This window comes from Streptomyces sp. CMB-StM0423 (genome assembly GCF_002847285.1).
GTDB lineage: Bacteria > Actinomycetota > Actinomycetes > Streptomycetales > Streptomycetaceae > Streptomyces.
Genome location: NZ_CP025407.1, coordinates 2,632,895 through 2,657,939 on the forward strand (window position 1 = coordinate 2,632,895; position 25,045 = coordinate 2,657,939).

Consider the following 25,045-nt stretch of genomic DNA (forward strand, 5'->3'; position numbering starts at 1 on the left):
GCCGGACCCGACCGCGGGGGGCGGGTCCGGCCGGCGGCCGCTTCGCTGCTGCGGCGGCGTTGCCGCGCCGCGTGTGCTCTGCTGCGCCCGCCCGCGGTCAGATGCCGCAGGAGGGAGCGGACCAGTAGCGCGAGGACCGGCCGTCCACGTGCGTGTGGTCGTTGTGGCCCGGGTAGCCGGGACCGAGGATCCCGCCGAAGCCGTGGGTACGCGCCTGCTGGGCCAGCCGGCAGAACGACGGGGAGCCGACGAGGTCGGCGGCCGTGCCGTACAGATGCTGGCTGTTGGAGGCACCGCCGACCGCGCTGTTGCACGAGGTGGAGCGGAAGCCGCTGCTGATGTTGATCGACACGTCGCCCAGCGCGTGCCGCATCGCCTCCAGCTTCCACATGGTGCGCTTGGCGTTCTCCTTGGCCGTCGCCGCGGATACCGCGCCGCCGCTCCAGGTGGAGTTGCACTTGTTCAGCTCGGCGTAGGTGAAGTGAATCGGGGTGCAGTCGGCGTCCTGCAAGCTGTAGATCTTGCTGAACGTGTTGGGTCCCGCAACGCCGTCCGAGGCAAGCCCGTACGCGCTCTGGAACTTGGCGACCGCGGCCTTGGTGCGCGGGCCGAAGTTGCCGTCGACGGCGAGGATTTCGCCGGACGTCACATGCCCGGCCACCCGGATCTGCAGTTGGGTGACATCCGCACCGGACATCCCTTCCGAGAGCGTCCGGTTGAAGGTGTAGCACGAGTCCGCCTGCGCGGTGCCGGCGGTCGCGATCGTACCGACGACACCCGCCGCCGCGATCATGACGATGCTGAGGATGAGTCTGACCGTACGTCTGAGCATGGGGCCTCCGTGCCGTACGAATGGGGGCTCCGAGCCTCGCGTGCGCCGGGCGCACGGTCAACGCACCGCCATTTCGCCAGTGGACTGGACCACTGCCGTAACCGCCGCGCAAGAGGCGGCGGTTACGGGCCGGCAGGCGGCGGATCCGGGCAGGCCGGGGGCGTCAGTCGTTGGGGACGGTCTCGTACCGCGGGGTGTTCTCGGCCATCTGCTCCATGACGTCCTTGCGCTCGCGCTTGGAGAGCCGGTCGATGTAGAGCCGCCCGTAGAGGTGGTCGGTCTCGTGCTGCAGGCAGCGGGCGAAGTAGCCCGTGCCGGCCACCCGGAGGGGGTTGCCGTCGAGGTCCCGGCCGCTCACCACCGCGTAGTCGGGGCGGGCCAGCGACATGTACGCGCCGGGGACGGACAGGCAGCCCTCGTTGCCGTCGTCGAGCTGCCGGCGGTCGGCGGGCAGCTCCTCCAGCACGGGGTTGCACACGGCGCCCACGTGCCGTACGCCGTCGTCGTCCGGGCAGTCGTAGACGAAGACCTTGAGGTCCACGCCGATCTGGTTGGCCGCGAGTCCCACGCCCTCCGCCGCCCGCTGGCTGGCGAACATGTCGTCCACGAGCCGCCGCAGCGCGTCGTCGAACTCCGTCACGTCCCGGCACTCGCGGTGCAGCACCGGATTGCCGACCACCGTGATCGGCCGGGCCGTGCCCCGCTCGCGGGCCGCCCGCTCACGCGCCTCCGCGTCCGTCACGTCGTCGATGAACACGTCCGGCGACTCCGCTTCCCGCCCCGCCTGCTGCTGCTCCGCCTGCTGCGTCATGCTCGCCGCACGCCTTCCTGGTTCCCGCCCTCACGAGCTTTACGAAAAGACCGGAGTCCAGGGTACGGCCAGGTTCCGACAGCCTCAGACGACTTCCTCCAGATCCCGCCAGTCCCGGGTGTCCGGGCTGTCCGCCGCCCAGCTCTCCAGCAGCCCGCGTACCAGCGACGCGGGCGCGGCTATCCCGCACTCCCGCTCCGGCACCCACAGCCCGTCCTCGGTGCGGTGCACCAGCGGCCCCGGCTGGCCGGGCTCGCTGTGGTCGTGCGGGTCGAGGGTCGCCTGCAGCGAGCCCTCGGCGCTGGGCATGCAGCTCTCCGAGCAGGTACGGCAGAGCAGCCGCACCGACGACGACCAGTCCTCGGCCGCGTACCCCGCCTCGGCCGCCAGCAGCTCGACGGCGTCCCGGTCCGCCTCGGTGGCCGCCTCCAGCAGCACCACCCACGTCGGCACCGGCGAGGGCGCCCAGAGCTCTATCTCGTCGAAGACCGGGTACGAGGGCCCCGCCAGCGTGGCCCGCTCGCCGTGCGGCACCCCGTCGTGCAGCACGACCTCGCCCCAGCGCCGCCCCGACGACGGCAGCGGGATGCTCTGCACCTCGATCCGCGCCGGGTCGAGACGGCGGCCCCAGACGACCTCCGCCTCGCCCTCGGGCGACAGCCGCACCGCGGCGCTGCCCAGCTCCATGTCCTCCGGCGGGTCGGTGGCCCCCTGGTGCGCGGCGCCGCCGGGCACGCTCAGCCCGTACGCCTGCCAGGCCCGCCGCGCCAGCGGCCAGTCCTGGAGCGCGGTGGCGGCGATGCCGACGTTCCACCAGTCGGGCGCGCCGGTCTCGCGGTCGAGCAGCGCGACAGCCCGCAGGCCCGCGGCGCGCGCCTGCTCCCAGTCGTGCCGGAACTTGTGCAGCAGCGCAAGGTTGAACCACGACTCCGACAGCCAGGGCTCCAGGCCCGCGGCACGGGTGAGCAGCGCGCCCGCGTCGTCGTACCGGCCGTCGCCGATCAACGTGAACGCGCGGTCGGTCGCCTGCCGCCACGAGGCGGAGGGCCGATGCCGTGTTCTGCCGAAGATCCTCACGATTCCTGCCTGCCGTCTTTGACTCCAGGATGACCACTGTGCGGCCCGTCCGCACGGCGTGCTCTCCCGGGGGGCGCCGTTGCTCCCCGCAACTTCCTGTCCGCTCGGGTGCCGGGCTATGCCCGCATCCAACCACGCGGTGCCGTACACCCGCTTCTTACCGGTCAGTTCGCGCACGCGCCACTCGCCAGCACCTCCCGCAGCGCGTCCACCACCACCGGGTCGTACTCGGCGCGAGCCGCCAGCCGCAGCCGCTCCAGGGCCGCCAGCGGCCCGGCGGCGACCGCGCCCTCACCCTTCGCGTTCCCCGTCACCAGCAGGTCGTATGCGGCCGCCACGCGGACGATACGGGCCGCGACCGGCTGGTCACGGTACGGCTCCGCCTGCCGCTCCACGACGACGGCGACCTCGGCGGCCACCCCGGTCTGCCGCACCACCGCGCCGCCGAGCAGGGCGATGCGCCGCCGATCGGCGAGGCTCTCGGCGCCGGGCGGCAGCGTCCCGTCGCCGCCGGGCGGCACGGGGTCGGCCAGGGACAGCTTGCCGAGGTCGTGCATGAGCGCGGCCTGCTCCAGCACGTCCAGCTCCCGCTCGGAGAGCCCCCGCACCCGGCCGATCGCCCGGCTCAGGGCGGCGACACGGCGGGCGTGGCCCTGGCTGTGGTAGCCGGCCATCTCGGTCGCGCGGGCCAGGGAGGCGATGGTCTGGCGGTACGTGCGGCGTACCGCGGCGTAGCGGCGGAGCGAGACCTGGGTGAGCAGCAGCGGCAGGCTCAGCACGGGCAGCGCCCACGGCCCGGCCACCTGCGCGGCCAGCGCGATGACGACGCCGGTCGCGCACATCGCGGAGCCGACGCCGGGCAGCGCGCGCAGCTCGTCGCGGAGCAGGGGGCCGTACGGCCAGCCGGTGCGGGCCCGGGCGAGGCAGGCGGCGAGCACGGCGTCGCAGAGCGCGGTCAGGGCGAGGACGCCGAGCAGCGCCAGTACGTAGCCGGGGCCCACGGCGAGGCCCGCGACGGGGCCGCCGTCGCCCTCGCCGGGGGCGCCGGCGCACAGGGGGCGGCAGCAGGCGGCCGCGAAGGCGGTGCCGAGGACCCGGCGTACCAGGTGCTCGGCGGTGGGGGCGCGGCCCCGGGCGACGTGCGGGACGGCGCCGACGACGGTGGCGGTGAAGGACACGGCGGCGATCTCCAGGACCGCTCCCCCCGCCGCGTCCGCGGGGATGCAGAGCAGCGCGTACCCGAGGGCGCCGGCGGTCGCCAACGGCGCGGGGATGCGCGCGGGGGCGCCCGCGCGGTGGTCGCCCGCCACCTCGCCGAGCACGATGAGGAGGCCGAAGGCGAGCGCGGCCTCGGGCTGGGCGAGACCGTGCGCGAGCGTCCAGCAGAACCCGGCCGCGGTCGCCGCCCCGGCGGCCCCGACCGCCACGCGCACCTCGGGCGGAGTCCGGTGGCGGGCGCGGCGAACCGATTCACTCACGGGGCGCCACCGCTGCGTACGACGTCCGCCGTACCGCCCGCCGCGCCGTCCGCGCGCCGCTCCCCGGCCCCGCCGCGCAGCGGCGCGGGGACCGCGGCCGGCTCATCCGCGGTGACCTCGGCATGCCAGCCGCGGCGCTCGATCGCGCCGGCCAGCGCGCGCACCATCCGGGGGTCGAACTGCGCCCCCGCGCACCGCCGCAGCTCCGCCAGCGCCGCGGGCACCTCGCGCGCGCGGCGGTAGGAACGGGTCGACGTCATGGCGTCGAAGGCGTCGGCGACCGCCACCACCCGGGCGTATTCCGGAATCCGCTCGCCGGTGAGCCCGTACGGGTAACCGCCGCCGTCCATCCGCTCGTGGTGGTGGAGGATCGCCGAGCGCACCTCCTCCAGGAAGCCGATGCCGCGGACGATCTCGTGCCCGTACTCCGGGTGCAGCTCGATGATCCGCCGCTCCTCCGGCGTCAGCGGCCCGTCCTTGCACAGGATGCGCGTCGGCACGCCGAGCTTGCCCACGTCGTGCAGGATCCCGGCGAACCGCAGGACCTCCTGCCGCCGCTCGTCCATGCCCAGCTCGCGCGCGATGAGCACCGACGCGCGGCCGACCCGCTCGCTGTGCCCGCGGGTGTAGCGGTCCTTGATGTCGACGGCCTGCACCAGCGCGCGGATCGTCGCCTGGTGCGCCGCGCGTTCGCGGTTGGCCTGGGCGAACGCCCAGCAGGAGATGGCCATCGGCAGCAGGACGAGCAGCCCGCTGGCGGGTCCGTGCGGACTGTGCCAGAGCATCGCCATCATCAGCCCGGCGAGCCCGTGCACGAGGTACGTGCCCGCCGCCGCGGGCGCGCCCGCGAGGGCCGCGCGCGGGGAGCGGCGCTCGGCGGCGGCCGTCATCAGGGCGGCCAGGCAGGTGAGTACGGCCCAGAAGGCCGCGACCGCGGCGAGCGCGGCGGGCAGGAGCTCGGGGAACCCGGCCTCGCCGAGCCTGGCGTCCCCGGGCATGCGCCCGGCGGCGTACGCGGCAGCCCAGCCGGCGAGCGCCAGTTCCGCGGCCCGCCACAGCCGCCGCGGGGCGGCGGGCTGTTCGGAGATCCGGGCGGTCAGCGCGCCCGGAAGGGGGACGAGGGCCGCCGCGGAGGGCGGCAGCAGAAACGCTCCTGCTAGGAGGACGGGGAAGAACGCGCCGATACCGTCGGGCACCCGTCCCGCCAGCGGCGGGACGCGCCAGAGGATTTCACCGGCCGCGTAGACGGCGGCCAGCAGGGCCAGCGCCGCCCAGGGGGTGGCGGCCCCGGGCCGCAGCGCGGGAGCGGCGCACGCCGCGGTGGCGAGCAGTGCGCACAGCAGACAGCCGCGCCCGGCCGCACAGACCTGCGCCACCTGCCCCATGCGCCCCACGCTCCTCGTCCCCGCTGTACTCCGTACGAGTTGGGGAGCATAGGGCGGCACCTACGGCCGAATGGGGCGCAGTTGCGTAAAAGAACACTACGAGGCGGGTGGATTCGCACCTTCGAGTGACGTGGGACGGCCCTCGTCCCCGGCGTCGAGCACCGGCTGCTCCGGTACCTCGTCGCCGGACCTGATGGTGTCGATCCGGCCCATCACCTTCGCGCGCAGATCCGCAGGTACGTCGTCCTGCCCGCAGCAGCGCTTGACGAGCTTCTTCACGGCCTGCTCCAGGCCGTACTTCTCCAGACAGGGGCTGCATTCGTCGAAGTGGACCTGGAACTTCGCGCAGTCGCCTTCGGGCATCTCCTTGTCGAGATACTCGTAGAGGTGGTCGAGGACCTCTGAGCAATCCGTCTCATGCGACTCGCCGCAGCTCATGATCCCGAACCCTTTCCCGTGTGCGACCCGGCCGACTCAGGGCCGGCACCCGCCGGCATCAGGCCGCGCTCCTGCGCGTAGTCCTCCAGGAGACCGCGCAACTGGCGGCGACCGCGGTGCAGCCGGGACATGACCGTACCGATCGGTGTCCCCATGATGTCCGCGATCTCCTTGTAGGCAAAGCCCTCGACGTCCGCCAGATAGACCGCGATCCGGAACTCCTCCGGGATCGCCTGGAGGGCCTCCTTCACGTCCGAGTCCGGCAGGTGGTCGAGCGCCTGGGCCTCGGCGGAGCGCAGGCCGGTCGACATGTGCGACTCGGCGCGCGCGAGCTGCCAGTCCTCGATCTCCTCGGCGGCACTGCGCTGGGGCTCACGCTGCTTCTTGCGGTACGAGTTGATGAACGTGTTGGTCAGGATGCGATAGAGCCACGCCTTCAGGTTCGTGCCCTCGCGGAACTGGTGGAAGGACGCGTACGCCTTGGCATAGGTCTCCTGCACCAGGTCCTCTGCGTCGGCGGGATTGCGCGTCATGCGCAGCGCGGCCGAGTACATCTGGTCGAGGAACTGGAGCGCGTCGCGCTCGAAGCGCGCGTTCCGCTCGGTGGACGTCTCCTCGGGCGTCTTCGGCCCCTCGGCCGCCCCGCCCTTCCCCGTGTCGGTCCCAGTGACGAGACCCACCTCCTCCAGCACCGTGGTAGAGCCTCCCGTGGCCCCGTACGGTTCGGAGGATAGACGACGTACGTGCACATCCGCCGCCCAGTACTTCTCCGCTGCCTCCGGCTGCGGACGCGACGGGCATGCGACCCCGGTCATGCGTTTCCCTTCGACGATCACGTGACGTACACCGGTGAGAACGCACGCCGCCGATGCCACATTCCCCGGGCGGACCGTACGCGGCGGCGCCGGGTACGGGTCCGGGCCTGCCCGGACGGGTGGCGAAGGGGCGCGGGCGGAGGGGTGCACGGATCCGCGACGTCCCCTGTGCGGGAGCGCGGGGGGCGGGTGCCGCTCGCCTAGATTGTGGTGCGTGAAGCCCACCACCCAGACCGTCCCCACCCCGCCGGGTGACGCCCGCATCACCTGGCACCGGGCCGCCCGCCCGCGGCTGGTGCTCGCGCTGAGCCACGGCGCCGGCGGCGGCATCGAGGCCCGCGACCTGCGGGCGCTGGCCGGCGCGCTGCCTGCCGAGGGGGTCACCGTCGCGCTCGTCGAGCAGCCGTGGCGGGTCGCGGGACGCAAGCTGGCGCCCGCGCCCAAGACCCTGGACGCCGGCTGGACGGCGCTGTGGCCCGCCCTGGAGAAGCCCGGCGTGCCGGTCGTCGCGGGCGGCCGGAGCGCGGGCGCCCGGGTCGCGTGCCGTACGGCCCGGGACCTCGGCGCCCGGGCGGTGCTCGCCCTGGCCTTCCCGCTGCACCCGCCGGGCAAGCCGGAGAAGTCCCGGCTGGCGGAGTTGCTGGACGCCGGGGTGCCGACCCGCGTGGTGCAGGGCGAGCGCGACCCGTTCGGCGGCCCCGCGGAGTTCCCCGCGGACGTCGACGTCGTGCCCGTGCCGTACGCGGACCACGGCTTCGCCGTGGCCAGGAGCGCGCCGCCCGACGACGCGGACACCGCCGCCACGATCACCGCCGCCGCCGCGGATTGGCTCGCCGGCCTGCGCTGACGCCCGGCGTGCTCCGTACCCGCGCCACCGCCGCCCCGCCCCGCTGAGCGTCGTGCCGATCAGTCGGCCTTGAGCTTCTTCTTCGCGTGGGCACGGGCCATCAGGATGATGAGCACGAAGACGGCGGCGAGAACGCAGAGCACGACGATCACCGTCGCGCCACTGGTCTCGCCGCCGAAGCCCCGCCCCGGCCCCGGCGCGCGAGTAAGTCGGGAACGTCCTGAAGGCAGGTCATGAGCGGGCAGCTCAGGCCGTAGGAGAACGGGGACGGATCCGGCCCTAGAACAGGGTCTCCTCCTCCGGCGCCGCTATCTCCTCCACCAGGTCCGCGCCGTTGTTGCGCACGTCACTCACCTGTGTCGACACCGGGAACGCCCGCAGCAGCCCCGCCGGCGGCGGGGTCAGCAGTTCACGCAGGGCCTCCGGGTCCTTGTTGGCCGGGTCGAGCCAGGCGTCCCAGCGGTCCGGGGGGAGCATCAGCGGCATCCGCGGGTGGATCTCGGCGAGGGTGTGCGGCCCCGACTCCCCCGCGGAACCGCCGGCCAGCTCCGTGGTCTCCGCCTCCGTCGTGACCACCGTGCACGTCACCCACCACGCGCGCGGGTCGTCGTCCGGCAGCGTCTTGTCCCGCCAGAACTCGAAGAGGCCGGCCATCGCGAAGACCGAGCCGTCGGCCGGGGTGACGAAGTACGGCTGCTTGCGGGGCCGCTTCTTCTTGCCCTGCTCCTCCAACTGCCGCTCGCCCTTGAACGTCAGCCACTCGAAGTAGCCGTCGGCCGGCAGCAGGCAGCGCCGGGAGGCGAACGCGCGGCGGTAGGCCGGCTTCTCGTGCACGGTCTCGGCCCTGGCGTTGATCATCTTCACGCCCAGGTCCGGGTTCTTCGCCCAGGACGGCACGAGGCCCCAGCGCAGCGCCCGCAACTGCCGCACGGGCCGGGGATCGTCCGAGTCCCGCTCGGGGCGCTCCAGCACCGCGTACACGTTCTTGGTGGGCGCCACGTTGTAGTCGGGCGCGAGCGTCTCCTCCGGGTCCCACTTCTCCACCTCGAAGAGGTCGACGAGGTCCTCGGGTTTCCTGCTCGCCGCGTACCGTCCGCACATGGGTGACAAGACTGCCACGCCCCTCTGACAGCCCGCACACGGTGCCTTGGCTACCCTGCTCGTCCGAGCACCTGGGAGGGCACATGGAAGGAACCAGCCTCGGCGAGCTGTGGGACCGCGTCGTCGGCACGCAGCCGGACCCCTCGGAGTGGCTGGTCGTGGTGACGGGGCTGGTGGCGCTTTCCGCCGTGCTGCCCTGGGGCATATGGCGGGTGGCGCGCAACGCCGTCACCATCGCGCACGAGGGCGGCCACGGCCTCGTCGCCGTGCTGACCGGCCGCCGCCTGGAGGGCATACGCCTGCACTCCGACACCTCGGGCCTGACCGTCAGCCGCGGCAAGCCCTCCGGACTCGGCATGGTCCTCACCGCCGCCTCCGGCTACACCGCCCCGCCGCTGCTCGGCCTCGCCGGCGCCTGGCTGCTGGCCGACGGGCGCATCACGGCGGCGCTGTGGGGCGCGATCGCCCTGCTCGCGGCGATGCTGCTGATGATCCGGAACGCGTACGGGGTGGTGACCGTCGTCCTGACCGGGGCCGCGTTCTTCCTCGTCTCCTGGCTGACCGAGCCGGAGGTGCAGGCGGCGTTCGCGTACGGCGCCGTGTGGTTCCTGCTGCTCGGCGGGGTGCGACCGGTCTTCGAGCTGCAGCGCAAGCGGCGCCGCGGCGAGGCGCCGCAGTCCGACGCCGACCAGTTGGGGCGGCTGACGCACACCCCCGCCGGGCTGTGGGTGTTCCTGTTCTACGTCGTCGCGCTCTGCGCCCTCGCCGGCGGCGCCCGCTGGCTGCTCGACCTCTGATCCGCCCGGCGCGCCCGCTCCCGCCCGCGACCCCGGCGCCTCCGTCCACAACCCGCCGGTTGTCCACAGGCGGCGGGCGATCCCTGCGCGGGGCGGTCCGGCCCGCATAGGGTGAGTGCCATGACCGCTTCGCAGAGCAGCCCCTGGCCCGCGCCTACCGCCTCGGGCACGGTGACCGCGGCCGTCACCGTGCCCGGATCGAAGTCGGTCACGAACCGGGCGCTGGTGCTCGCCGCGCTCGCCGCCGGTCCCGGCCGGCTGCGCCGGCCGCTGCGTTCGCGCGACAGCGCCCTGATGGCGGGCGCCCTGCGGGCCCTCGGCGTCGGCATCGAGGAGGGCGCAGCACCGGACGGCACCGAGGAGTGGCGCGTCACCCCCGGCGGCGGCCTGCGGGGCGACGCCGCGGTGGACGTGGGCAACGCGGGCACGGTCATGCGCTTCCTGCCGCCCGTCGCCGCCCTGGCCGGCGGCCCGGTCCGCTTCGACGGCGACCCGCGCAGCCACGAGCGCCCGCTGCACGGCGTGATCGACGCGCTGCGCACCCTCGGCGCCCGGATCGACGACACCGCGCAGGGCAGCCGCGGCGCCCTGCCGCTGACGGTGTACGGGGAGGGGACGCTGCGGGGCGGCCCGGTGGAGGTCGACGCCTCCTCGTCCTCCCAGTTCGTCAGCGCGCTGCTGCTGTCCGCGCCGCGCTTCGACAAGGGCGTGGAGCTGCGGCACACCGGCGACCGGCTGCCCTCGCTGCCGCACATCCGGATGACAGTGGAGATGCTGCGGGGGGCCGGCGCCGAGGTGGACGCGCCGGAGGACGGCGGCGAGCCGCACCTGTGGCGGGTGGCGCCGGGCGACCTGCGCGGCCGGGAGCTGACGGTGGAGCCGGACCTGTCGAACGCCCAGCCGTTCCTGGCCGCCGCGCTCGTCACCGGCGGCCGGGTGACGATTCGCGACTGGCCCCGGCAGACCACGCAGCCCGGGGACGCGCTGCGCGAGATCTTCACGGAGATGGGCGGCTCCTGCGAGCTGGTGACCACCGCGGCCGGCACGGACCTGGTCTTCACCGGCGCCACTTCGGCGGGCGGCGTCCGCGGCATCGACATCGACCTCTCCGAGGTCGGCGAGCTGACGCCCGGCATCGCCGCGGTGGCGGCGCTGGCGAATTCGCCGTCCCGGCTGCGGGGCGTCGGCCATCTGCGGCTGCACGAGACGGACCGCCTCGCCGCCCTCACCCGGGAGATCAACGGGCTGGGGGGCGACGTCACCGAGACCGCGGACGGCCTGGAGATCCGCCCCCGTGCGCTGCACGGCGGCGTCTTCCACACGTACGACGACCACCGGATGGCCACCGCGGGCGCGGTCCTGGGCCTGCTGGTGGAGGGGGTGCAGGTGGAGAACGTGGAGACGACCGCCAAGACCCTGCCCGGCTTCCCCCGGATGTGGGCCGGCCTCCTCGCCGGGAAGGACACCGGCCCCGGAGCCGGGCCCGCAGCCGGCGCGCCCGCCGCCGCGGACCCGAGAGACTGACCCGCGCGATGCGGCGCTACGGCAAGAACCCCGACGAGGACGACGTCCGCGTACGCCCGGACCGCCGGGGCAGCCGTCCCCGCAGCCGTAACCGCCCCAAGCACGAGGACGCCGCCGAGGGCTTCGTCCTCACCGTCGACCGCGGCCGCATCACCTGCCTCGTCCAGGAGCGCACGATCACCGCCATGAAGGCCCGCGAGCTGGGCCGCAAGGGCATCGTCGTCGGCGACCGGGTCGCCGTCGTCGGGGACGTCTCCGGCGACCCCGGGACGCTGGCGCGCATCGTCCGCGTCGGGGAGCGCACGTCGGTGCTGCGCCGCACGGCGGACGACGACGATCCGTACGAGCGCGTGGTCGTCGCCAACGCCGACCAGTTGGCCATCGTCACCGCCCTCGCCGACCCGCCGCCGCGGCCGCGGCTGGTGGACCGCTGCCTGGTCGCCGCGTACGACGGCGGGCTCGACCCGCTGCTGGTGCTGACGAAGTCGGACCTGGCGCCCGCGGACGAGCTGCTGGAGTCGTACGCGCCGCTGGGCGTACGGGCCATCGCCTGCAACCGCGACGAGCTGGCCACCGGCGAGGGCGCCGCCCGCGTGCTGGACCTGCTCACCGACCGCGTCACCGCCTTCGTCGGCCACAGCGGCGTCGGCAAGACCACCCTGGTCAACGCGCTCGTGCCGGAGCGCCAGCGGGCCACCGGCGAGGTGAACGTCGTCACCGGCCGCGGCCGGCACACCACGACCTCCGCGCTCGCCCTGCCGCTGCCCGACGACAGGGGCTGGGTCATCGACACCCCGGGCGTACGGTCGTTCGGCCTGGCGCACGTCGATCCGTCGCGCGTCATCCACGCCTTCCCCGACCTGGAGCCCGGGACGGCGGACTGCCCGCGCAACTGCAGCCACGACGAGCCGGACTGCGCGCTGGACGCCTGGGTGGCCGGGGGCCACGCCGACCCCGCGCGGCTGGCCTCGCTGCGCCGCCTGCTCGCCACCCGCGACCGCCGGGAAGGCGACTGACCGCGGCCGGGCCGCGGGCCGCCGAAGCGTTCGGCAGGTCCATCGCCCCCGCGGACGCGCGTTGGGCATAATCGCAGGAGCGTCAACCGAACGGGAGGCACTACACGATGGCGTGGCTGCTGGTCGTCGTGGCCGGAATCCTCGAAACCGGCTTCGCCGTCTGCCTCAAGCTCTCCCACGGCTTCACCAGGCTGTGGCCGACGATCGCCTTCGCCGCGTTCGCGCTCGGCAGCTTCGGTCTGCTGACGCTGTCGCTGAAGAAGCTCGACGTCGGCCCGGCGTACGCGGTGTGGACGGGCATCGGTGCCGCGGGGACCGCGATCTACGGCATGATCTTCCTCGGCGACCTGGTCTCCGCGCTGAAGCTCGTCTCCATCTCGCTGGTGGTCGTCGGCGTCATCGGCCTGCAACTGTCCGGCTCGGCCCACTGAGCGCCAGCAGACCGCGGACCGTACGCTCCACGTCCTCGCCCCGGGCAGCGGGCGCGACCACGTAGGACAGCGTCAGCCGGGTCACCGCCTCGCAGACCCGGCGGCGTTCGCCCGGGGCCCCCGGCAACTGCTCCTCCAGCGCCCGCAGTACCCGGTCGCGCACCGCGTCGACCAGCTCCGCGGGCGTCTCCACCGACGGGTCCTTGCGCCGTACGCCCGGTGTCCCGCCCCGGGCGGGCACGCGCCGCGCGGGGGTCGGCAGTTGCTCGCCCCAGCAGCCGGTGAGCGCGGCGCGCACCAGCGGGTTGCCGCGCGCGGCGCGCAGGGTCCAGGCGACCAGGGCGAGCAGCCGGCCACCGGCGTCGGCGCCGGATCTGCGGGCGCCGGCAAGCGTCCGTTCCACGCCCGCGAGATAGCCGTCGATCTCGCGTCTGACGAGGGCCTGGGCGAGGCCCTCCTTGCTGCCGAACTCGTTGTAGAGGGTCTGGCGGGACACCCCGGCCGCGGCGGCGACGTCGACCATCCGCACCGCCGCCCAGGGCCGGCTCCTGAGTGCCGCGAAGGCGGCGTCGAGAAGTCCTTCTCGCGCTGTGGGCATCCTGGCCTCCAGAGGGCGACCGTGCGCTCAGAATTGACGCACCGCCAGGTGCTGTCAAGGGTCCGTACGAGGGGCCCGGAGACCCGCCGCGCGCGCGGACGAAGGTTGGCGGTGCGGCTTTGGGGTTACTGTTCGTTGCATGGCCGGTTTTCATGATGATCTGCGTCTCGCCCACGTCCTGGCGGACGCCGCCGACGCCACCACGATGGAGCGGTTCAAGGCCCTCGACCTGAAGGTCGAGACGAAGCCGGACCTGACTCCGGTGTCGGAGGCGGACAGATCGGCGGAGGAGCTGATCCGCTCCTCACTCCGCCGCGCCCGGCCACGCGATGCCGTGATGGGCGAGGAGTACGGCACCGAGGGAACGGGCCCGCGACGCTGGATCATCGACCCCATCGACGGCACGAAGAACTACGTGCGCGGCGTCCCCGTCTGGGCGACGCTCATCGCGCTGATGGCGCCGGGCCCCGAGGGCAACCAGCCGGTCGTCGGCGTGGTGTCGGCGCCGGCCCTCGGCCGCCGGTGGTGGGCGGTGGTGGGCGGTGGCGCGTACACCGGCCGCAGCCTGGCGAAAGCGAGCCCGCTGCGGGTGTCGGGCGTCCAGCGCATCGAGGACGCCTCGTTCGCGTACTCCTCGCTGCACGGCTGGGACGAGCGCGGCAGGCTCGACGGCTTCCTGCACCTGACCCGCGACTGCTGGCGCAGCCGGGGCTACGGGGACTTCTGGCCGTACATGATGGTCGCCGAGGGGACCGTGGACATCTGCGCGGAGCCGGAGCTGTCGCTGTGGGACATGGCGGCGTGCGCGGCGATCGTGGCGGAGGCGGGCGGCTCGTTCACCGGTCTCGACGGCGAGCCGGGACCGCACAGCGGCAACGCCGCGGCGTCCAACGGGCTGCTCCACCAGGAGCTGCTGAAGTACCTCGGCCCGTAGCAGTACGTCCGGACCGCCGGCCAAACCCGCGCCCGGAGGCGCGGGGGCCGGCGGCCGGGCATCTCCCGCCCCTTGTTGCACTCTCCTTGGCGTGCCAGTCTGGCAATGACAGACCTTGTGAACTTGTGAAAATCTTCACAGGTCGCGCAAGGGCCCGTTCGTACGCCTAGGAGGTGGCTCCACCCCATGCTCGTCCGCGACGCCATGAGCACGGTGGTCCTCACCATCGGTCCCGCACACACACTCCGCCAGGCCGCCCGGCTGATGTCGGCGCGGCGCGTCGGCGCGGCGATCGTCCTCGACCCCGACACCAGCGGGCTCGGCATCCTGACCGAGCGCGACATCCTCAACTCCGTCGGCGCGGGCCAGGACCCGGACACCGAGAAAGCCGACGACCACACGACCACGGACGTCGTCTTCGCCGCACCCGGCTGGACCCTCGACGACGCCGCCGACGCCATGACCCACGGCAGCTTCCGCCATCTGATCGTCCTCGACGACGCGGAGCCGGTGGGCGTCGTGTCCGTACGCGACATCATCCGCTGCTGGACCCCCGCGCGGCAGGTGCCGGAGCGCCGCGAGACAGCCCTCGCGTAGCGCGTCCGGACGCGCCAGAGGGGCCGGGAGCCCGACCGGCATCCCGACCCCTCTGTCCGTGCACGGCAACCGGTCCGCGGCCGCGCAGGGCCTGGAGCACGGTCACGGAACCGATCGCCGTAGTCTGCGAGCGAGCTTACATTAGACATAGTCCAAGTCAAGATGCCAATGAAGTTCGTATGGGTTCTGGTCATAGAGCGGTGCGCTGCTACTCTGAATGCATGAGCGACCTCCTGGAGCGACTGCGCGGCCGTGGCTTCCGGCTCACCGCGCAGCGGCGAGTCGTGGCCGAGGTCCTGGACGGCGACCACGTGCACTACACGGCCGACGAAGTACTCGCGCGTGCCACCGTCCGGCTCCCGGAGATCTCCCGGGCGACCGTCTACAACACCCTGGGCGAGCTGGTCGCCCTCGGCGAAGTGCTCGAAGTCAGCACGGACGGCCGCGCCAAGCGGTACGACCCGAACGCCCACAGTGCGCACCAGCACCTGGTCTGCAGCCGCTGCGGCTCGATCCGCGACGTGCGCCCGGAGGGCGACCTGCTGTCGACGCTGCCCGAGGCCGAGCGCTTCGGCTTCCGGATCTCCGGCGCGGAGGTCACGTATCGCGGCATCTGCCCGGACTGCGCGGAGCGCAGCGCTTAGTAATTTGCACTAGCCGATCTGCCAGGGGTAGTGTTGGTTTCACCGACGCGGGGTGGAGCAGCTCGGTAGCTCGCTGGGCTCATAACCCAGAGGTCGCAGGTTCAAATCCTGTCCCCGCTACCACTGACGGAGGCCCGGACCACTTGGTCCGGGCCTCCGTCGTTGCCTGTGCACGCGCGAACACCACGTGGAAGCGGCCGACGGCTGTATGCCGCCGGCCGCTTCCGGCCGTACGAGGCCCATCCGGTCCTGCCCGCGCCGTTCAGCGACGGCCGGGGCCGGTTCGGGCTGTTCGCTCAGGCGGTCAGCTCCTGCGCGAGTGCGTCCCGCAGCCGGGCGGCGCGCTCGGCGACCTCCGCGGGGCCCAGCTCCACCGCGCGCGACGACCAGTGCTGGCTCTCCGGCAGGTCGCCCCGCCGGGCCGCCAGCAGCGCGAGCCGCAGCGCAGCGCGGCCGTGGCCGTGCTCCGCCGCCCGGCGCCACCAGATCGCCGCCTCCGGCACGCTGCCCTCCCGGGCCAGCAGCAGGCCCAGGTTGAACGCGCCGTTGCGGCTGCCGGACTCCGCCGCGGCCCGGTACCACCGGCCCGCGGCCTCCGTGTCGCCCCGGGCGGCCGCGCGCATGCCCAGCCGCACCTGGGCACGCCGGTGCCCCTGCCGCGCGGCCTGCTCGTACCACCGCTCGCACTCGGCGGCGTCGGCGTCCGAGCCGCCCGCCGTGCCCGCGGAACCCGCGCCGCCCCAGGCCCGCGCGCTGCGCGAGCCCGCGGCGTCCGGCCCCGGGCCCGCTCCGGGCCCGGGCCGCCGGTCGTCCAGCAGCGTCGCCAGCCGGAACGCCCCCTCGGGGCTGCCGCCCTCGGCGGCCGTCCGCAGCCGGTGCTCGGCGTGCTTCTCCTCACCGTCGCGCAGCAGCGCGATGCCGACCTGCAGCGCGGCCTCCACGTGCCCGGCCGACGCGGCGCGCTCGTACCACTGCCGCGCGCCCGCCTCGTCGTCCCGGCCCGCGTGGATGATCCCGAGATTGAACGCCGCGTCGACGCTGCCCGCCTCCGCGGCCTTCGAGAACCACGGCTCGGCGCCCGCGGCGTCGCCGCGCTGCAGCAGCAGCACGGCCAGCGCGTTGGCCGCCTCGCAGTGCCCGGTGTACGCGGCCTGCCGGTACCACTGCTCGGCCTGCTCGACCCGGTTCTCCCCGGCGCACAGCAGCGCCAGGTTGTACGCGCCGTTGACGTCGCCCGCACCGAGCGCCGCCCGGTACCACCGCTCCGCCTCCTGCGGCTCGCCGCGGTCCGCGTAGAGCGCGCCGAGCGCGTTCGCCGCATTGCCGTCGCCGTCCTTGGCCGCCTGGCGCCACCACACGGCCGCGCTGGCGTCGTCCCCGGCGTCGCGCAGCAGGAAGCCCAGCGCGCAGGCCGCGCGCGGCTCGCCGCCCCGCGCGGAGATCACGTACCACCGGCCGGCCTCCTGCGACTCGCCGCGCTCCTCCAGGAGCGTGCCGAGGTGCAGCGCCGCGCGCACGTGCCCGCGCGCGGCTGCCTGCCGGTACCACTGCTCGGCCTCGGCCACCGGGTCGTCGCCGGCCGCGGACCCGCCGCGGACGAGGCTCACCGCGCCCGGCGCCGCCGGGGGCGTCAGCCGCGTACCGGTCTCGACGCCGCTGCCGGACCCGGCCCGGGTACCGGTGTCCAGGACGCGCGCGAGGCGGTAGGCCGCCTCGCGGTGCCCCTTGTCCGCGGCGATCCGGAACCAGCGCTCCGCGCCCACGTCGCTGCGGTGCTCCAGCAGGTCGGCGAGCGCGTACGCGCCCAGCGCGTGCCCGGCCTCGGCGGACTGGCGCAGCCAGTACTCGGCGCCGGGCTCGTCGCCGTTCTCCCGGTAGTAGCGCCCCAGCGCGTGCGCGGCGGCGGGCGAGCCGCCGACCGCGGCGATACGCCACCAGCCGGCCGCCTCGTGCACCTGGCCGCGCTGGTAGAGCAGCACGCCCAGGTTGTTCGCCGCCGCCCGGTCGCCCTCGGCGGTCGCCGCGCGCAGCACCGGCTCCGCGCCGTCCAGGTCCCCCTTGCGCAGCAGGGCCGCGCCCCGCGCGCTGAGCTGCGCCACGGCCGGATCCTGGCCGCGCGCAGCGCTCGACTCCCCGGCGGCGGGAGCCTGTCGCTCCTGCCCTCCGGTGCCCCCTGTCCTACGGGCGTCCAACACCCTTGCCTCGTCCCCCATGAGGTCCATCGTCGCACCACCTGCAACCCGCGTACACCTGGTATACCGCAGCCAGGAAGGTCACTTCAGCGTTTTGTCGACTTCCCGACACAACGACTGATCAAACCTTGCCACGCCTACAACCCCCAAAACAATGACCTCAAGAACAGACACGCGGCACATCCGTCACCCTCGCCGCACTGCCCCCACGGATCACGCGCCAGACACACGTCGAGGCCCGGAGTCCGATGGACTCCGGGCCTCGATCTCGCGTAGCGGGGACAGGATTTGAACCTGCGACCTCTGGGTTATGAGCCCAGCGAGCTACCGAGCTGCTCCACCCCGCGTCGTGTGCCGTAAGGCTATCACGCTGCCGGGGGTCCCAACGCCGCCTGCCCTGGCGGCCCGTGGCCCGCCGGACGTCACGTCCGGCGGGCCACGGCCGACCTAGGCCCCGCTGCCGCCGCCGTCACCGGCATCACCGGCATCGCTGCCGCCTCCGCCGTCACCGCCGCCGCCGTCGGCTCCGCCGTCGCCGGATCCGTCACCGGATCCGTCACCGGCTCCGTCGCCGTTCGCGCCGGCCTGCTGCTCGGCGTCCTCGATCCGCTGGAGCGCCTCCTCCAGGTCGTCCTGGGCCTTGCCGTACGCCTCCCAGTCCTGGTCCTGCAGCGCCTGCTGACCGTCCTCGTATGCCTTCTGCGCGTCCTCCACGGCGTCCTGGAGGCTGCCACCGGCCGGCGGTTCCTCTTCCGGTGGTGGCTCCTCGCCCGTGTCCTCGGGTGGTGTCGCTTCCTCCACCCCGAAGACGACGTTCAGCGCCTTGGGCAACGTGTCCTCGAAGGCCGTCTGGTCGCCGTACGTGACCAGCACCTTGCGCAGCAACGGGTAGCCGGTGCCGGTGCCTTGCACGTACACCGGCTCGATGTAGATCAGTCCGCCCTCCAACGGCACCGTCAGCAGGTTGCCGTAGATGACTTCCGAATCGCCTCTCTGGAGGATGTTGATCTGGTCGGCGATCGCGGCGTTGGAGTTGAATCTGGACTGCACGAGCTTCGGTCCCGGCACGGGACTGTTGGGTGGCAGCTTCAGGATTCTGATCTGGCCGAAGTCGTCGGTGCGCGCGTCCGCGCCCACGGCCATGTACGCGCCCAGGTTGTTGCGGTTGCGTGGCGTGAACGTGGTCGTCAGCGAGAACGACCGCGAGTCCTGATCCGGCATCTTCATACTGAGGTAGTAGGGCGGCACCGAACTCTCGACCTTGGTGGTCGGGTCGTCCGGGATCTCCCACTGCTCACTGCCGGAGTAGAACTGCTTCGGACTGGTGACGTGGTACTGCGTCAGCAGCTCGCGCTGGACCTTGAACAGGTCCTGCGGGTAGCGCAGGTGGTCCATCAGCGCGTCGCTGATCTCCGCACGCGGCTTGACCGTGTCGGGGAACGCCTTCATCCAGGTCTTGAGGACGGGGTCCTCGGTGTCCCACTCGTAGAGGTCCACGCTGCCGTCGTAGGCGTCGACGGTGGCCTTCACCGAGTTGCGGATGTAGTTGACCTGGTTCTGCTGCGCGATCACCGAACGCTGGTCGTCCGTCAGCGAGTCGGCCGTCGTGTCGCCCAGGGTGGTCCTGGTCGAGTACGGATAGCCGTTGCTGGTGGTGTAGGCGTCGACGATCCAGGTGATACGCCCGTCGACCACCGCCGGATACGGGTCGCCGTCGATCGTCAGCCAGGGCGCGACGGCCTCCACCCGCTCCTTCGGGGTGCGGTTGTAGATGATCTGCGAGCCGTCGCCGATCGCACCGGAGTACATGATCTGCGGCTCGCTGAACGTCAGCGCGTATGCGGCCCTGTTGATCGGGTTGGACAGGTCGACGCCGCTGTCGCCCTTGTAGCGGTACGTCTTCTCGCCGGAGTCGTCGGCGTAGTCGACCTCGTCCTGCGGGCCGCCCACGATCGAGTAGTCGCGGGTCTGCTCGCCGTAGTAGATGCGCGGCTCGTAGTCGCCGAGCTCGCCCTCCGGCGGCAGGTTCTTCTCCGTGTACGCCGGGTCGCCGTCCTTGGTGACCTCGGTGCCCTTGGCCGCGACCACGCCGTAGCCGTGCGTGTACCGGAAGTGACTGTTGATCCAGCCCTTCTCCGGGATGCCGTTCACGTTGATCTCACGGAGGCCGACGACGGTGTCCTGCGAGTTGCCGTCCTCGTCCTCGTACCGGTCGACGTCCAGCGTGCCCGGGAACTGGTAGTAACCGCGGACCTGCTGTTGCTGCTGGTACGTCGGCGAGACCACGCTCGGGTCGAGCAGCCGGACGCTCGCCGTGCTGTCGACGGCGCTGCGCAACTGCTCGTTGGTGGTGTCCTTGGGCGCCTGGCCCGAGTACTCCGTCACCTGGGAATCATCGATGTCGTACGCCTTGCGCGTCGCCTCGATGTTCTTCTTGATGAACGGCGTCTCCTTGGCCTGCTCGTTCGGCTGCACCTGGAACTTCTGCACGATCGCCGGGTAGAGCCCGCCGATCAGGATCGCCGAGAGGACCATGAGACCGAGGCCGATGAGCGGCAGTTGCCACGTACGCCGCCACAGCGTGGCGAAGAACAGCAGCGCACAGATGATCGCGATGACGAAGAGGATCGTTTTCGCCGGCAGATAGGCGTTCGCGTCGACGTAGCGCAGACCGGTCCAGCCGTCGGTGGTCTTCAGGCCGCTGGTCTTGGTCGCCAGGCTGTAGCGGTCGAACCAGTACGCCACCGCCTTGAGCGCCACGAAGGTGCCCAGCAGCACGGCGAGATGACCGGTCGCCGCGGAGGTGGCCCGCGCGCCGGGGCTGGAGATACGCAGACCGCCGTAGAGGTAGTGCGTCAGCGCGGCCGCGATGGTGCAGAGCACGATCGCGGCGAAGCCGAAGCCGAGCAGGAAGCGGTACCACGGAAGATCGAAAGCGAAGAAGGAGATGTCCTTGTGGAACTGGGGGTCCTTCTCGCCGAACGACTGGCCGTTGACCCACAGCAGCCAGGTGCGCCACTGCCCGGTCGCGGAGGCGCCGGCGATCAGGCCCACCAGCGTGGCGATGCCGAGCAGCACCCACTTCTTGTACGGCGCCAGGTTCATCCGGTAACGGTCGAGGCTCTCCTGCTCCAGCGACATCGCGCTGAGCGGCGGCCGGAGCCGGTGTGCCAGCCAGATGTTGAAGCCCACGGCGAACGCCATCAGCAGGCCGAAGACGAAGAACAGCCCCACCTTGGTCCACAACCGGGTGGTGAAGACCGACGAATAACCGACGGAGCGATACCAGAGCCAGTCCGTCCAGAAGCCGGCGAACATGACGAAGATGATGCCCAGGATGGCAAGCGCACCCAGGGTCATCAGCAGTGTTCGTACTCGCCGGGACGGCCTGCCCACACTGATCCGTGGCCCGGTAGGACCCCCGCCGCGGTCCGGCATCTGGAAAGCCAAGGTGGCACCTCGATCGAGACGTGAACGTCATGTCATACGGCCCCCGCGGCACAGGGGCCCAATGTGGCAACTTACTAAAGCTTTACTCAGTTCCCGCCGCGGGGTGGCAGAGACCGATGAGGCAGGATTGCGAGCATGTCCAACTCTCCCACCGGCGGTCCACCCCTGGCAGCCGACCCGCTGACTCGCGCGGTCCTGGAGCTTGACGAGTACGCGGCCGGTTTCGGCTGGGACCGGCCGCCCCGGTTGTTCGCCCTCGTCGACACCGCGCGGCTGCGCGCGCAGGAGCCGGACCTTGCCGAGCGGCTGAACCTCGACGCAGGTGAGGGCGCCGGTGACGGCCCTGCCGGGCCCGCTGCGGGGCCGGCCGCGCAGGTCTCGTACACGCCGATCGAGCAGCAGGAACTGCCCGCGGGGCAGCCGCTCGACGAGTTCCTCGGCACCATCGCCTGGCCCGACGCGGTCGGTGGCTGCGCGCTCACGGTCGAGCGGCTGATGCTCCCGCCGGCGGCCGAGGCCGAAGTGCCGGACGACCTCGACGAGGCGGGGCTCGCCGCCTGGGTCGCCGGGCATCCGCGGCGCGAGGAAGTGCGGATGACGGTCGGCGTGCTGCGCGACGGCAGCCGGGAGGCCGCGGTGCGGCTGCGCTCCAAGGACGCGCCCACGGAGGTGCTCACGGGGCCGGATCTGGTGCCGGGGCTCGCCCGGGCGCTGGCGGCGACGTTCGACTGACCCCGCCGTAACGGCCGGCCGCCTCCTCCGGGGTGGCCGGCCGTTGCACGTTCCGCACGCTCCGTACGCGCCCAACTACTCCTTGCACTCGTCGAGCTGGTCCAGATTGCCGTCGCGGATGTCCTCCAGCGCGTCCATCGCGTCGGACATCGTCCGGACCTCGATGAGCGTCAACCCGTCGGGTACGTCCCGCGCAGCCGTGGCGCAGTTCGCCGCGGGCGTAAGGAAGAACTTGGCACCCTGGTCGCGGGCGCCGACGGTCTTCATGTGGATGCCGCCGATCGGCCCGACCTGGCTCTCGGTGTTGATCGTGCCGGTGCCGGCGACGAACTCGCCGCCCGTGAGGTCGCCCTTGGTGAGCTTGTCCACGATGCCGAGCGCGAACATCAGCCCCGCGCTGGGGCCGCCGACGTCGGCGAGCTTGATGTCGATCTCGAACGGGAAGGTGTGCGCGGTGCCCGCCGTGATGCCCACCATGGCCTTGCCGGGCTCCTGGTCGGACTCCTTGGTGGTGACGGAGATCTCCTCGCCCGGCAGCCTGCGGGGGTCCTCGCCGTTCTTCTCGGCCTTCTCCGCCTTGTCCGCGGGGACGATGCGGAACGTGACCTTCTCCCCCGGCTTGCGGGTGGTGACCAGCTTCACCACGTCACCGGGCCCGTTGACGGGCTCGCCGTCGACCGCCTTGATCACGTCACCGGCGTGCAGCGTGCCCTGCGCGGCGCCGCCGGCGACCACGGAGGCCACGATCACGCGCGTGGTGAAGGGGATGCCCAACTCGTCGAGCGCAGCGACCTTGGCGCTCTCCTGCGAGGCGGTGAACTGCTCGGCGTTCTGCTGGTCGACTTCCTCGGCGGTGCTGTTGTCCGGGTACAGCGACTCGTGCGGCACCACCGCGTCGTCGGGCGAGAGCCAGCCGTAGACGGCCTCGACGAGGTTCATCTTGTAGTCGGCGCCGGTGACGCGGACCGTCGTCATGTTGAGGTTGCCGCTCGTCGGATACGTCTTGCGGTCCTCGATCTGCAGGACGGGCTCGCCGTCGTGGTCCCCGAGGGTGTTCACCGTGGGCCCGGGCGACATCTCGGCGTACGGCACGGGGATGAAGACCCCGGCGACGAGGATGGCGAGCAGCGTCACGGTGGAGGCGAGCAGCGTCGCCGTGCGGCGTGGCATAGAACGACAGTACGGGACGCTCAAGCGGCCCCGGAACGCGAGTGACTACGCTCCATGGCTTCCCGGAAGCGGGCGTACCCCGCGAGCTCCGTGCTGTCGCCCACCTTGCGGGTGCGCGTGGCCCAGCTTGCCCATATCGCGGCTCCCCCGGCTGACGCGAGGGGTATGACCAACCAGGCTATCGCTGCCATCCCGTACTCCTAGCTGACGTGAGGTCTTTCCGATAAGCCAACGCTCACGCGGGCCCGGAAGTTACGCAACTCGACAACCTCAGCCAGCGCCTACCCATTCCTCTGTCCCATCCGTGAACTTCTGGTGTTTCCAGATGGGAACTTCGCGCTTCAGGGTGTCGACCAGGCGGCGGCAGGCGTCGAACGCCTCCCCGCGGTGCGGGCAGGAGACGGCGACGACGACGGCGAGATCTCCCACGGCCAGTTCCCCCACGCGGTGGACGGCGGCCAGGGCCCGTACCGGATAGTCGGCCGCGACCTTCTCCGCGATCCGGCGCATCTCGGCCTCGGCGGTGGGATGGGACGAGTACCCCAGCGCGGTCACGTCCTGCACGCGCTCGGACGCCGCCTGCCGGTCGTGGTCGCGGACCGTACCGACGAAGAGCGCCGTGCCGCCCGCGGCGGGGTCGCCCACGGCGGCGAAGACCTCGTCGAGCGACAGCGGCTGCTCACGGACCGCGACGAGCCGTACGGGGTCCGCGGCGGCCTGCTCGCCCGGGTGCTGCGGGGTGTCTGCCATCCGTCCATCCTGCCGCACGGGACACGCGACGCGCCCCCGTGCGGCGGGCGGCGGGGGCCGTCGGCGTACGGGCCGGGGCACGGTCCGTACGCGACGCTCCGCCGCTGCGCGGGCTCAGATCTTGCCGCGCCGCGCCTTGCGCACCCGGCGCACGACCGCCGCCGTGCCCAGCAGCGCGACCGTCGCCCCGGCCGCGCCCGCGGCGCCCGCCGCGGCGGCGTCCTTGCGGCCCAGCCGGCGGCCCGCGACGGTGTGCCGGCCGGAGACCTCGGCCAGCAGCTCGGCGAGGACCTCCTCGTTGGTGTGCTGCGGGCGCCAGCCCGCGTCGTGCAGCCGGCTGCCGCTGACGACCCACGGGTACATCGTGTACGCCAGGTCACCGGCCGGCGACGGAGTGAGCCCGAGGCGGTGCAGCCGGGAGGCGGCGCCGAGCGCGACGGCCGACGGCAGCTCCATACGCCGGATGCCGGTCAGCTCCTCGACCTCCTCCTGCTCCAGCCAGCCGTCGCAGCCGACCGCCAGCTCCCCTTCGGCCTTCTCCAGCGCCGCGAACTCCAGCGCGGCGGCCAGGTCGTCGATGTGGCAGAACTGCCAGCACGGCCGGGTGCCCTTGACGACCAGCAGCCGGGGCGACTCGAAGTACCTGGTCAGCGGGGTGTCGACGCCGCCGACGACGGCCGCGGGGCGCACGACCGTGACGTTGAGCCCGGGGTGCGCGCGGGGCGCGCGGCGGCCCAGGCGCTCCATCTCCAGCAGGTCGCCGACGCCGGTGGCCTCCTCGGTGGCGCGCAGCTCGGCGTCCTCGGCGAGCGGGACGGGGTTGTCGGGCAGCGCCCCGTAGACCATGGCGGAGGTGCACAGGACGACCCGGCGCACGCCGGCCGCCGCGGCGGCGGTGAGCACCGTCTGCGTACCACGTACGTTGTACGCCGTGCGGGCCGTGGCGTCGGTCTCCAGGTCCAGGTCGAGGGCGAGGTGGACGACGACGTCCGTGCCGCGCAGCTTGTCGGCGATCGCGGGGTCCCGCACGTCCAGCACGTGCCAGTGGGCCTCGGGCAGCTCGCCGCGCCGCTCATCGATGGCGACGACCTGCTTGACCTCGTCCGAGGCCGCCAGCCGCTCCGTGACCAGGGCGCCGATGCCGGCCGCCGCCCCGGTGACGGCGACGACGGGGCGCCACGCGCCCGGGGCGGGCTCGTCGGCCGCGGCCCCATCGGCGGCCTTTCGCGCTGCGCGAACGTTCGGTTCCGGGGAACTCACCGAGCGGCTCCAGTGGTTGTGTGCAGTAGTTCCATCCATCCTGCCCCAGCCGCACCCACAGCGTGGGCGACGGGCGCCAGGACATCGTGCAGGCATACGAAGCGGCATAGGGTGGAGGTAGTGGAGGGCGTACGCCGCCGGCCCTGTGCAGGCGGCCCGACGAGCC

General features: G+C 72.9%; 23 protein-coding genes and 2 tRNA genes. 10 read left to right on the forward strand and 15 right to left on the reverse strand.

Going from position 1 to position 25,045, the window contains the following annotated elements; genetic code table 11:
- Window positions 1–97: 97 nt before the first annotated feature.
- The 7 genes from CXR04_RS11110 to CXR04_RS11140 all read right to left on the reverse strand — a co-directional run bounded on the left by CXR04_RS11110 (window position 98) and on the right by CXR04_RS11140 (window position 6,701).
- Entirely contained in the window at window positions 98–832 is a 735-nt protein-coding gene (locus CXR04_RS11110) for a D-Ala-D-Ala carboxypeptidase family metallohydrolase (protein ID WP_101421680.1), read from the reverse strand.
- A gap of 163 nt (window positions 833–995) precedes the next feature.
- A complete protein-coding gene (def, locus tag CXR04_RS11115; RefSeq protein ID WP_101421681.1) occupies window positions 996–1,643 on the reverse strand; it encodes a peptide deformylase in 648 nt (215 codons plus the stop codon).
- An 84-nt stretch (window positions 1,644–1,727) separates the two neighbouring features.
- Window positions 1,728–2,720 (reverse strand): tetratricopeptide repeat protein, encoded by a 993-nt coding sequence (locus CXR04_RS11120; protein WP_101421682.1) that lies wholly within the window; start codon window positions 2,718–2,720, stop codon window positions 1,728–1,730.
- A 164-nt stretch (window positions 2,721–2,884) separates the two neighbouring features.
- Complete coding sequence (locus CXR04_RS11125; protein ID WP_101421683.1) at window positions 2,885–4,198, reverse strand: HD domain-containing protein; 1,314 nt, start codon at window positions 4,196–4,198, stop codon at window positions 2,885–2,887.
- On the reverse strand, window positions 4,195–5,574 hold the full coding sequence (locus CXR04_RS11130; protein ID WP_442802448.1) for an HD-GYP domain-containing protein: 1,380 nt from the start codon (window positions 5,572–5,574) through the stop codon (window positions 4,195–4,197). The genes CXR04_RS11125 and CXR04_RS11130 overlap by 4 nt, the downstream gene beginning before the upstream one ends.
- A 105-nt stretch (window positions 5,575–5,679) precedes the next feature.
- Window positions 5,680–6,021: a mycothiol system anti-sigma-R factor gene (rsrA, locus tag CXR04_RS11135; protein ID WP_101421685.1), complete on the reverse strand. Its 342-nt coding sequence runs from the start codon at window positions 6,019–6,021 to the stop codon at window positions 5,680–5,682.
- The gene (locus tag CXR04_RS11140; protein ID WP_101426312.1) at window positions 6,018–6,701 is read right to left on the reverse strand and encodes a sigma-70 family RNA polymerase sigma factor; all 684 of its coding nucleotides are present in this window, start codon (window positions 6,699–6,701) and stop codon (window positions 6,018–6,020) included. The genes rsrA and CXR04_RS11140 overlap by 4 nt, the downstream gene beginning before the upstream one ends.
- Before the next feature lie 349 nt (window positions 6,702–7,050).
- On the opposite strand from CXR04_RS11140, the gene CXR04_RS11145 reads away from it, so the two are divergent.
- The gene (locus tag CXR04_RS11145; RefSeq protein ID WP_101421686.1) at window positions 7,051–7,683 is read left to right on the forward strand and encodes an alpha/beta hydrolase family protein; all 633 of its coding nucleotides are present in this window, start codon (window positions 7,051–7,053) and stop codon (window positions 7,681–7,683) included.
- A 279-nt stretch (window positions 7,684–7,962) separates the two neighbouring features.
- Here CXR04_RS11145 and CXR04_RS11150 read toward each other — a convergent pair whose 3' ends face one another.
- Window positions 7,963–8,784: an SOS response-associated peptidase gene (locus CXR04_RS11150; RefSeq protein ID WP_101421687.1), complete on the reverse strand. Its 822-nt coding sequence runs from the start codon at window positions 8,782–8,784 to the stop codon at window positions 7,963–7,965.
- A gap of 83 nt (window positions 8,785–8,867) precedes the next feature.
- On the opposite strand from CXR04_RS11150, the gene CXR04_RS11155 reads away from it, so the two are divergent.
- From CXR04_RS11155 to CXR04_RS11170, 4 genes are all read left to right on the forward strand, one after another.
- Complete coding sequence (locus CXR04_RS11155) at window positions 8,868–9,581, forward strand: M50 family metallopeptidase (protein WP_101421688.1); 714 nt, start codon at window positions 8,868–8,870, stop codon at window positions 9,579–9,581.
- Between the two features lie 120 nt (window positions 9,582–9,701).
- A complete protein-coding gene (aroA, locus tag CXR04_RS11160) occupies window positions 9,702–11,105 on the forward strand; it encodes a 3-phosphoshikimate 1-carboxyvinyltransferase (protein ID WP_234380171.1) in 1,404 nt (467 codons plus the stop codon).
- Window positions 11,106–11,113: 8 nt separating this feature from the next.
- Complete coding sequence (gene rsgA, locus CXR04_RS11165; RefSeq protein ID WP_101421689.1) at window positions 11,114–12,121, forward strand: ribosome small subunit-dependent GTPase A; 1,008 nt, start codon at window positions 11,114–11,116, stop codon at window positions 12,119–12,121.
- A gap of 107 nt (window positions 12,122–12,228) precedes the next feature.
- A complete protein-coding gene (locus CXR04_RS11170) occupies window positions 12,229–12,552 on the forward strand; it encodes a DMT family transporter (protein WP_101421690.1) in 324 nt (107 codons plus the stop codon).
- Here CXR04_RS11170 and CXR04_RS11175 read toward each other — a convergent pair.
- Entirely contained in the window at window positions 12,518–13,075 is a 558-nt protein-coding gene (locus CXR04_RS11175; protein ID WP_442802449.1) for a TetR family transcriptional regulator, read from the reverse strand. The genes CXR04_RS11170 and CXR04_RS11175 overlap by 35 nt on opposite strands.
- 214 nt (window positions 13,076–13,289) lie before the next feature.
- Between CXR04_RS11175 and hisN the strand changes: the two genes are divergently transcribed.
- From hisN to CXR04_RS11195, 4 genes are all read left to right on the forward strand, one after another.
- On the forward strand, window positions 13,290–14,084 hold the full coding sequence (hisN, locus tag CXR04_RS11180) for a histidinol-phosphatase (protein ID WP_101421692.1): 795 nt from the start codon (window positions 13,290–13,292) through the stop codon (window positions 14,082–14,084).
- Between the two features lie 186 nt (window positions 14,085–14,270).
- Window positions 14,271–14,681 (forward strand): CBS domain-containing protein, encoded by a 411-nt coding sequence (locus CXR04_RS11185; protein ID WP_101421693.1) that lies wholly within the window; start codon window positions 14,271–14,273, stop codon window positions 14,679–14,681.
- Between the two features lie 221 nt (window positions 14,682–14,902).
- A complete protein-coding gene (locus CXR04_RS11190; protein ID WP_101421694.1) occupies window positions 14,903–15,325 on the forward strand; it encodes a Fur family transcriptional regulator in 423 nt (140 codons plus the stop codon).
- 46 nt (window positions 15,326–15,371) lie between these two features.
- A tRNA-Met gene (locus CXR04_RS11195) sits at window positions 15,372–15,448 on the forward strand.
- A 173-nt stretch (window positions 15,449–15,621) separates the two neighbouring features.
- Here the strand turns inward: CXR04_RS11195 and CXR04_RS11200 are convergent.
- The 3 genes from CXR04_RS11200 to CXR04_RS11210 all read right to left on the reverse strand — a co-directional run bounded on the left by CXR04_RS11200 (window position 15,622) and on the right by CXR04_RS11210 (window position 20,955).
- Window positions 15,622–17,424 (reverse strand): tetratricopeptide repeat protein, encoded by a 1,803-nt coding sequence (locus tag CXR04_RS11200; RefSeq protein ID WP_101421695.1) that lies wholly within the window; start codon window positions 17,422–17,424, stop codon window positions 15,622–15,624.
- Window positions 17,425–17,790: 366 nt separating this feature from the next.
- Window positions 17,791–17,864: transfer RNA gene (locus tag CXR04_RS11205), tRNA-Met, on the reverse strand.
- 100 nt (window positions 17,865–17,964) lie between these two features.
- A complete protein-coding gene (locus tag CXR04_RS11210; protein WP_199850624.1) occupies window positions 17,965–20,955 on the reverse strand; it encodes a UPF0182 family membrane protein in 2,991 nt (996 codons plus the stop codon).
- A gap of 147 nt (window positions 20,956–21,102) precedes the next feature.
- Between CXR04_RS11210 and CXR04_RS11215 the strand changes: the two genes are divergently transcribed.
- Window positions 21,103–21,699, forward strand: coding sequence for a PPA1309 family protein (locus tag CXR04_RS11215; protein ID WP_101421697.1), 597 nt, complete (start codon window positions 21,103–21,105; stop codon window positions 21,697–21,699).
- A 75-nt stretch (window positions 21,700–21,774) separates the two neighbouring features.
- On the opposite strand, the gene CXR04_RS11220 is transcribed toward CXR04_RS11215, so the two are convergent.
- From CXR04_RS11220 to CXR04_RS11230, 3 genes are all read right to left on the reverse strand, one after another.
- Entirely contained in the window at window positions 21,775–22,869 is a 1,095-nt protein-coding gene (locus CXR04_RS11220) for a YlbL family protein (RefSeq protein WP_101421698.1), read from the reverse strand.
- Window positions 22,870–23,139: 270 nt separating this feature from the next.
- Window positions 23,140–23,619: a molybdenum cofactor biosynthesis protein MoaE gene (locus tag CXR04_RS11225; RefSeq protein WP_101421699.1), complete on the reverse strand. Its 480-nt coding sequence runs from the start codon at window positions 23,617–23,619 to the stop codon at window positions 23,140–23,142.
- Window positions 23,620–23,733: 114 nt separating this feature from the next.
- Window positions 23,734–24,879 (reverse strand): SDR family oxidoreductase, encoded by a 1,146-nt coding sequence (locus CXR04_RS11230; RefSeq protein WP_101421700.1) that lies wholly within the window; start codon window positions 24,877–24,879, stop codon window positions 23,734–23,736.
- Window positions 24,880–25,045 lie beyond the last annotated feature (166 nt).

Coding starts and splice junctions, on each gene's coding strand:
- rsrA (WP_101421685.1), bottom strand. CDS start 6,021: ATGAGCTGCGGCGAGTCGCATGAGACGGATTGCTCAGAGGTCCTCGAC.
- CXR04_RS11190 (WP_101421694.1), top strand. CDS start 14,903: ATGAGCGACCTCCTGGAGCGACTGCGCGGCCGTGGCTTCCGGCTCACC.
- CXR04_RS11220 (WP_101421698.1), bottom strand. CDS start 22,869: ATGCCACGCCGCACGGCGACGCTGCTCGCCTCCACCGTGACGCTGCTC.
- CXR04_RS11210 (WP_199850624.1), bottom strand. CDS start 20,955: ATGCCGGACCGCGGCGGGGGTCCTACCGGGCCACGGATCAGTGTGGGC.
- def (WP_101421681.1), bottom strand. CDS start 1,643: ATGACGCAGCAGGCGGAGCAGCAGCAGGCGGGGCGGGAAGCGGAGTCG.
- CXR04_RS11150 (WP_101421687.1), bottom strand. CDS start 8,784: ATGTGCGGACGGTACGCGGCGAGCAGGAAACCCGAGGACCTCGTCGAC.
- hisN (WP_101421692.1), top strand. CDS start 13,290: ATGGCCGGTTTTCATGATGATCTGCGTCTCGCCCACGTCCTGGCGGAC.
- CXR04_RS11155 (WP_101421688.1), top strand. CDS start 8,868: ATGGAAGGAACCAGCCTCGGCGAGCTGTGGGACCGCGTCGTCGGCACG.
- CXR04_RS11175 (WP_442802449.1), bottom strand. CDS start 13,075: ATGGTCGACGTCGCCGCCGCGGCCGGGGTGTCCCGCCAGACCCTCTAC.
- CXR04_RS11185 (WP_101421693.1), top strand. CDS start 14,271: ATGCTCGTCCGCGACGCCATGAGCACGGTGGTCCTCACCATCGGTCCC.
- CXR04_RS11225 (WP_101421699.1), bottom strand. CDS start 23,619: ATGGCAGACACCCCGCAGCACCCGGGCGAGCAGGCCGCCGCGGACCCC.
- CXR04_RS11110 (WP_101421680.1), bottom strand. CDS start 832: ATGCTCAGACGTACGGTCAGACTCATCCTCAGCATCGTCATGATCGCG.
- rsgA (WP_101421689.1), top strand. CDS start 11,114: ATGCGGCGCTACGGCAAGAACCCCGACGAGGACGACGTCCGCGTACGC.
- aroA (WP_234380171.1), top strand. CDS start 9,702: ATGACCGCTTCGCAGAGCAGCCCCTGGCCCGCGCCTACCGCCTCGGGC.
- CXR04_RS11215 (WP_101421697.1), top strand. CDS start 21,103: ATGTCCAACTCTCCCACCGGCGGTCCACCCCTGGCAGCCGACCCGCTG.
- CXR04_RS11170 (WP_101421690.1), top strand. CDS start 12,229: ATGGCGTGGCTGCTGGTCGTCGTGGCCGGAATCCTCGAAACCGGCTTC.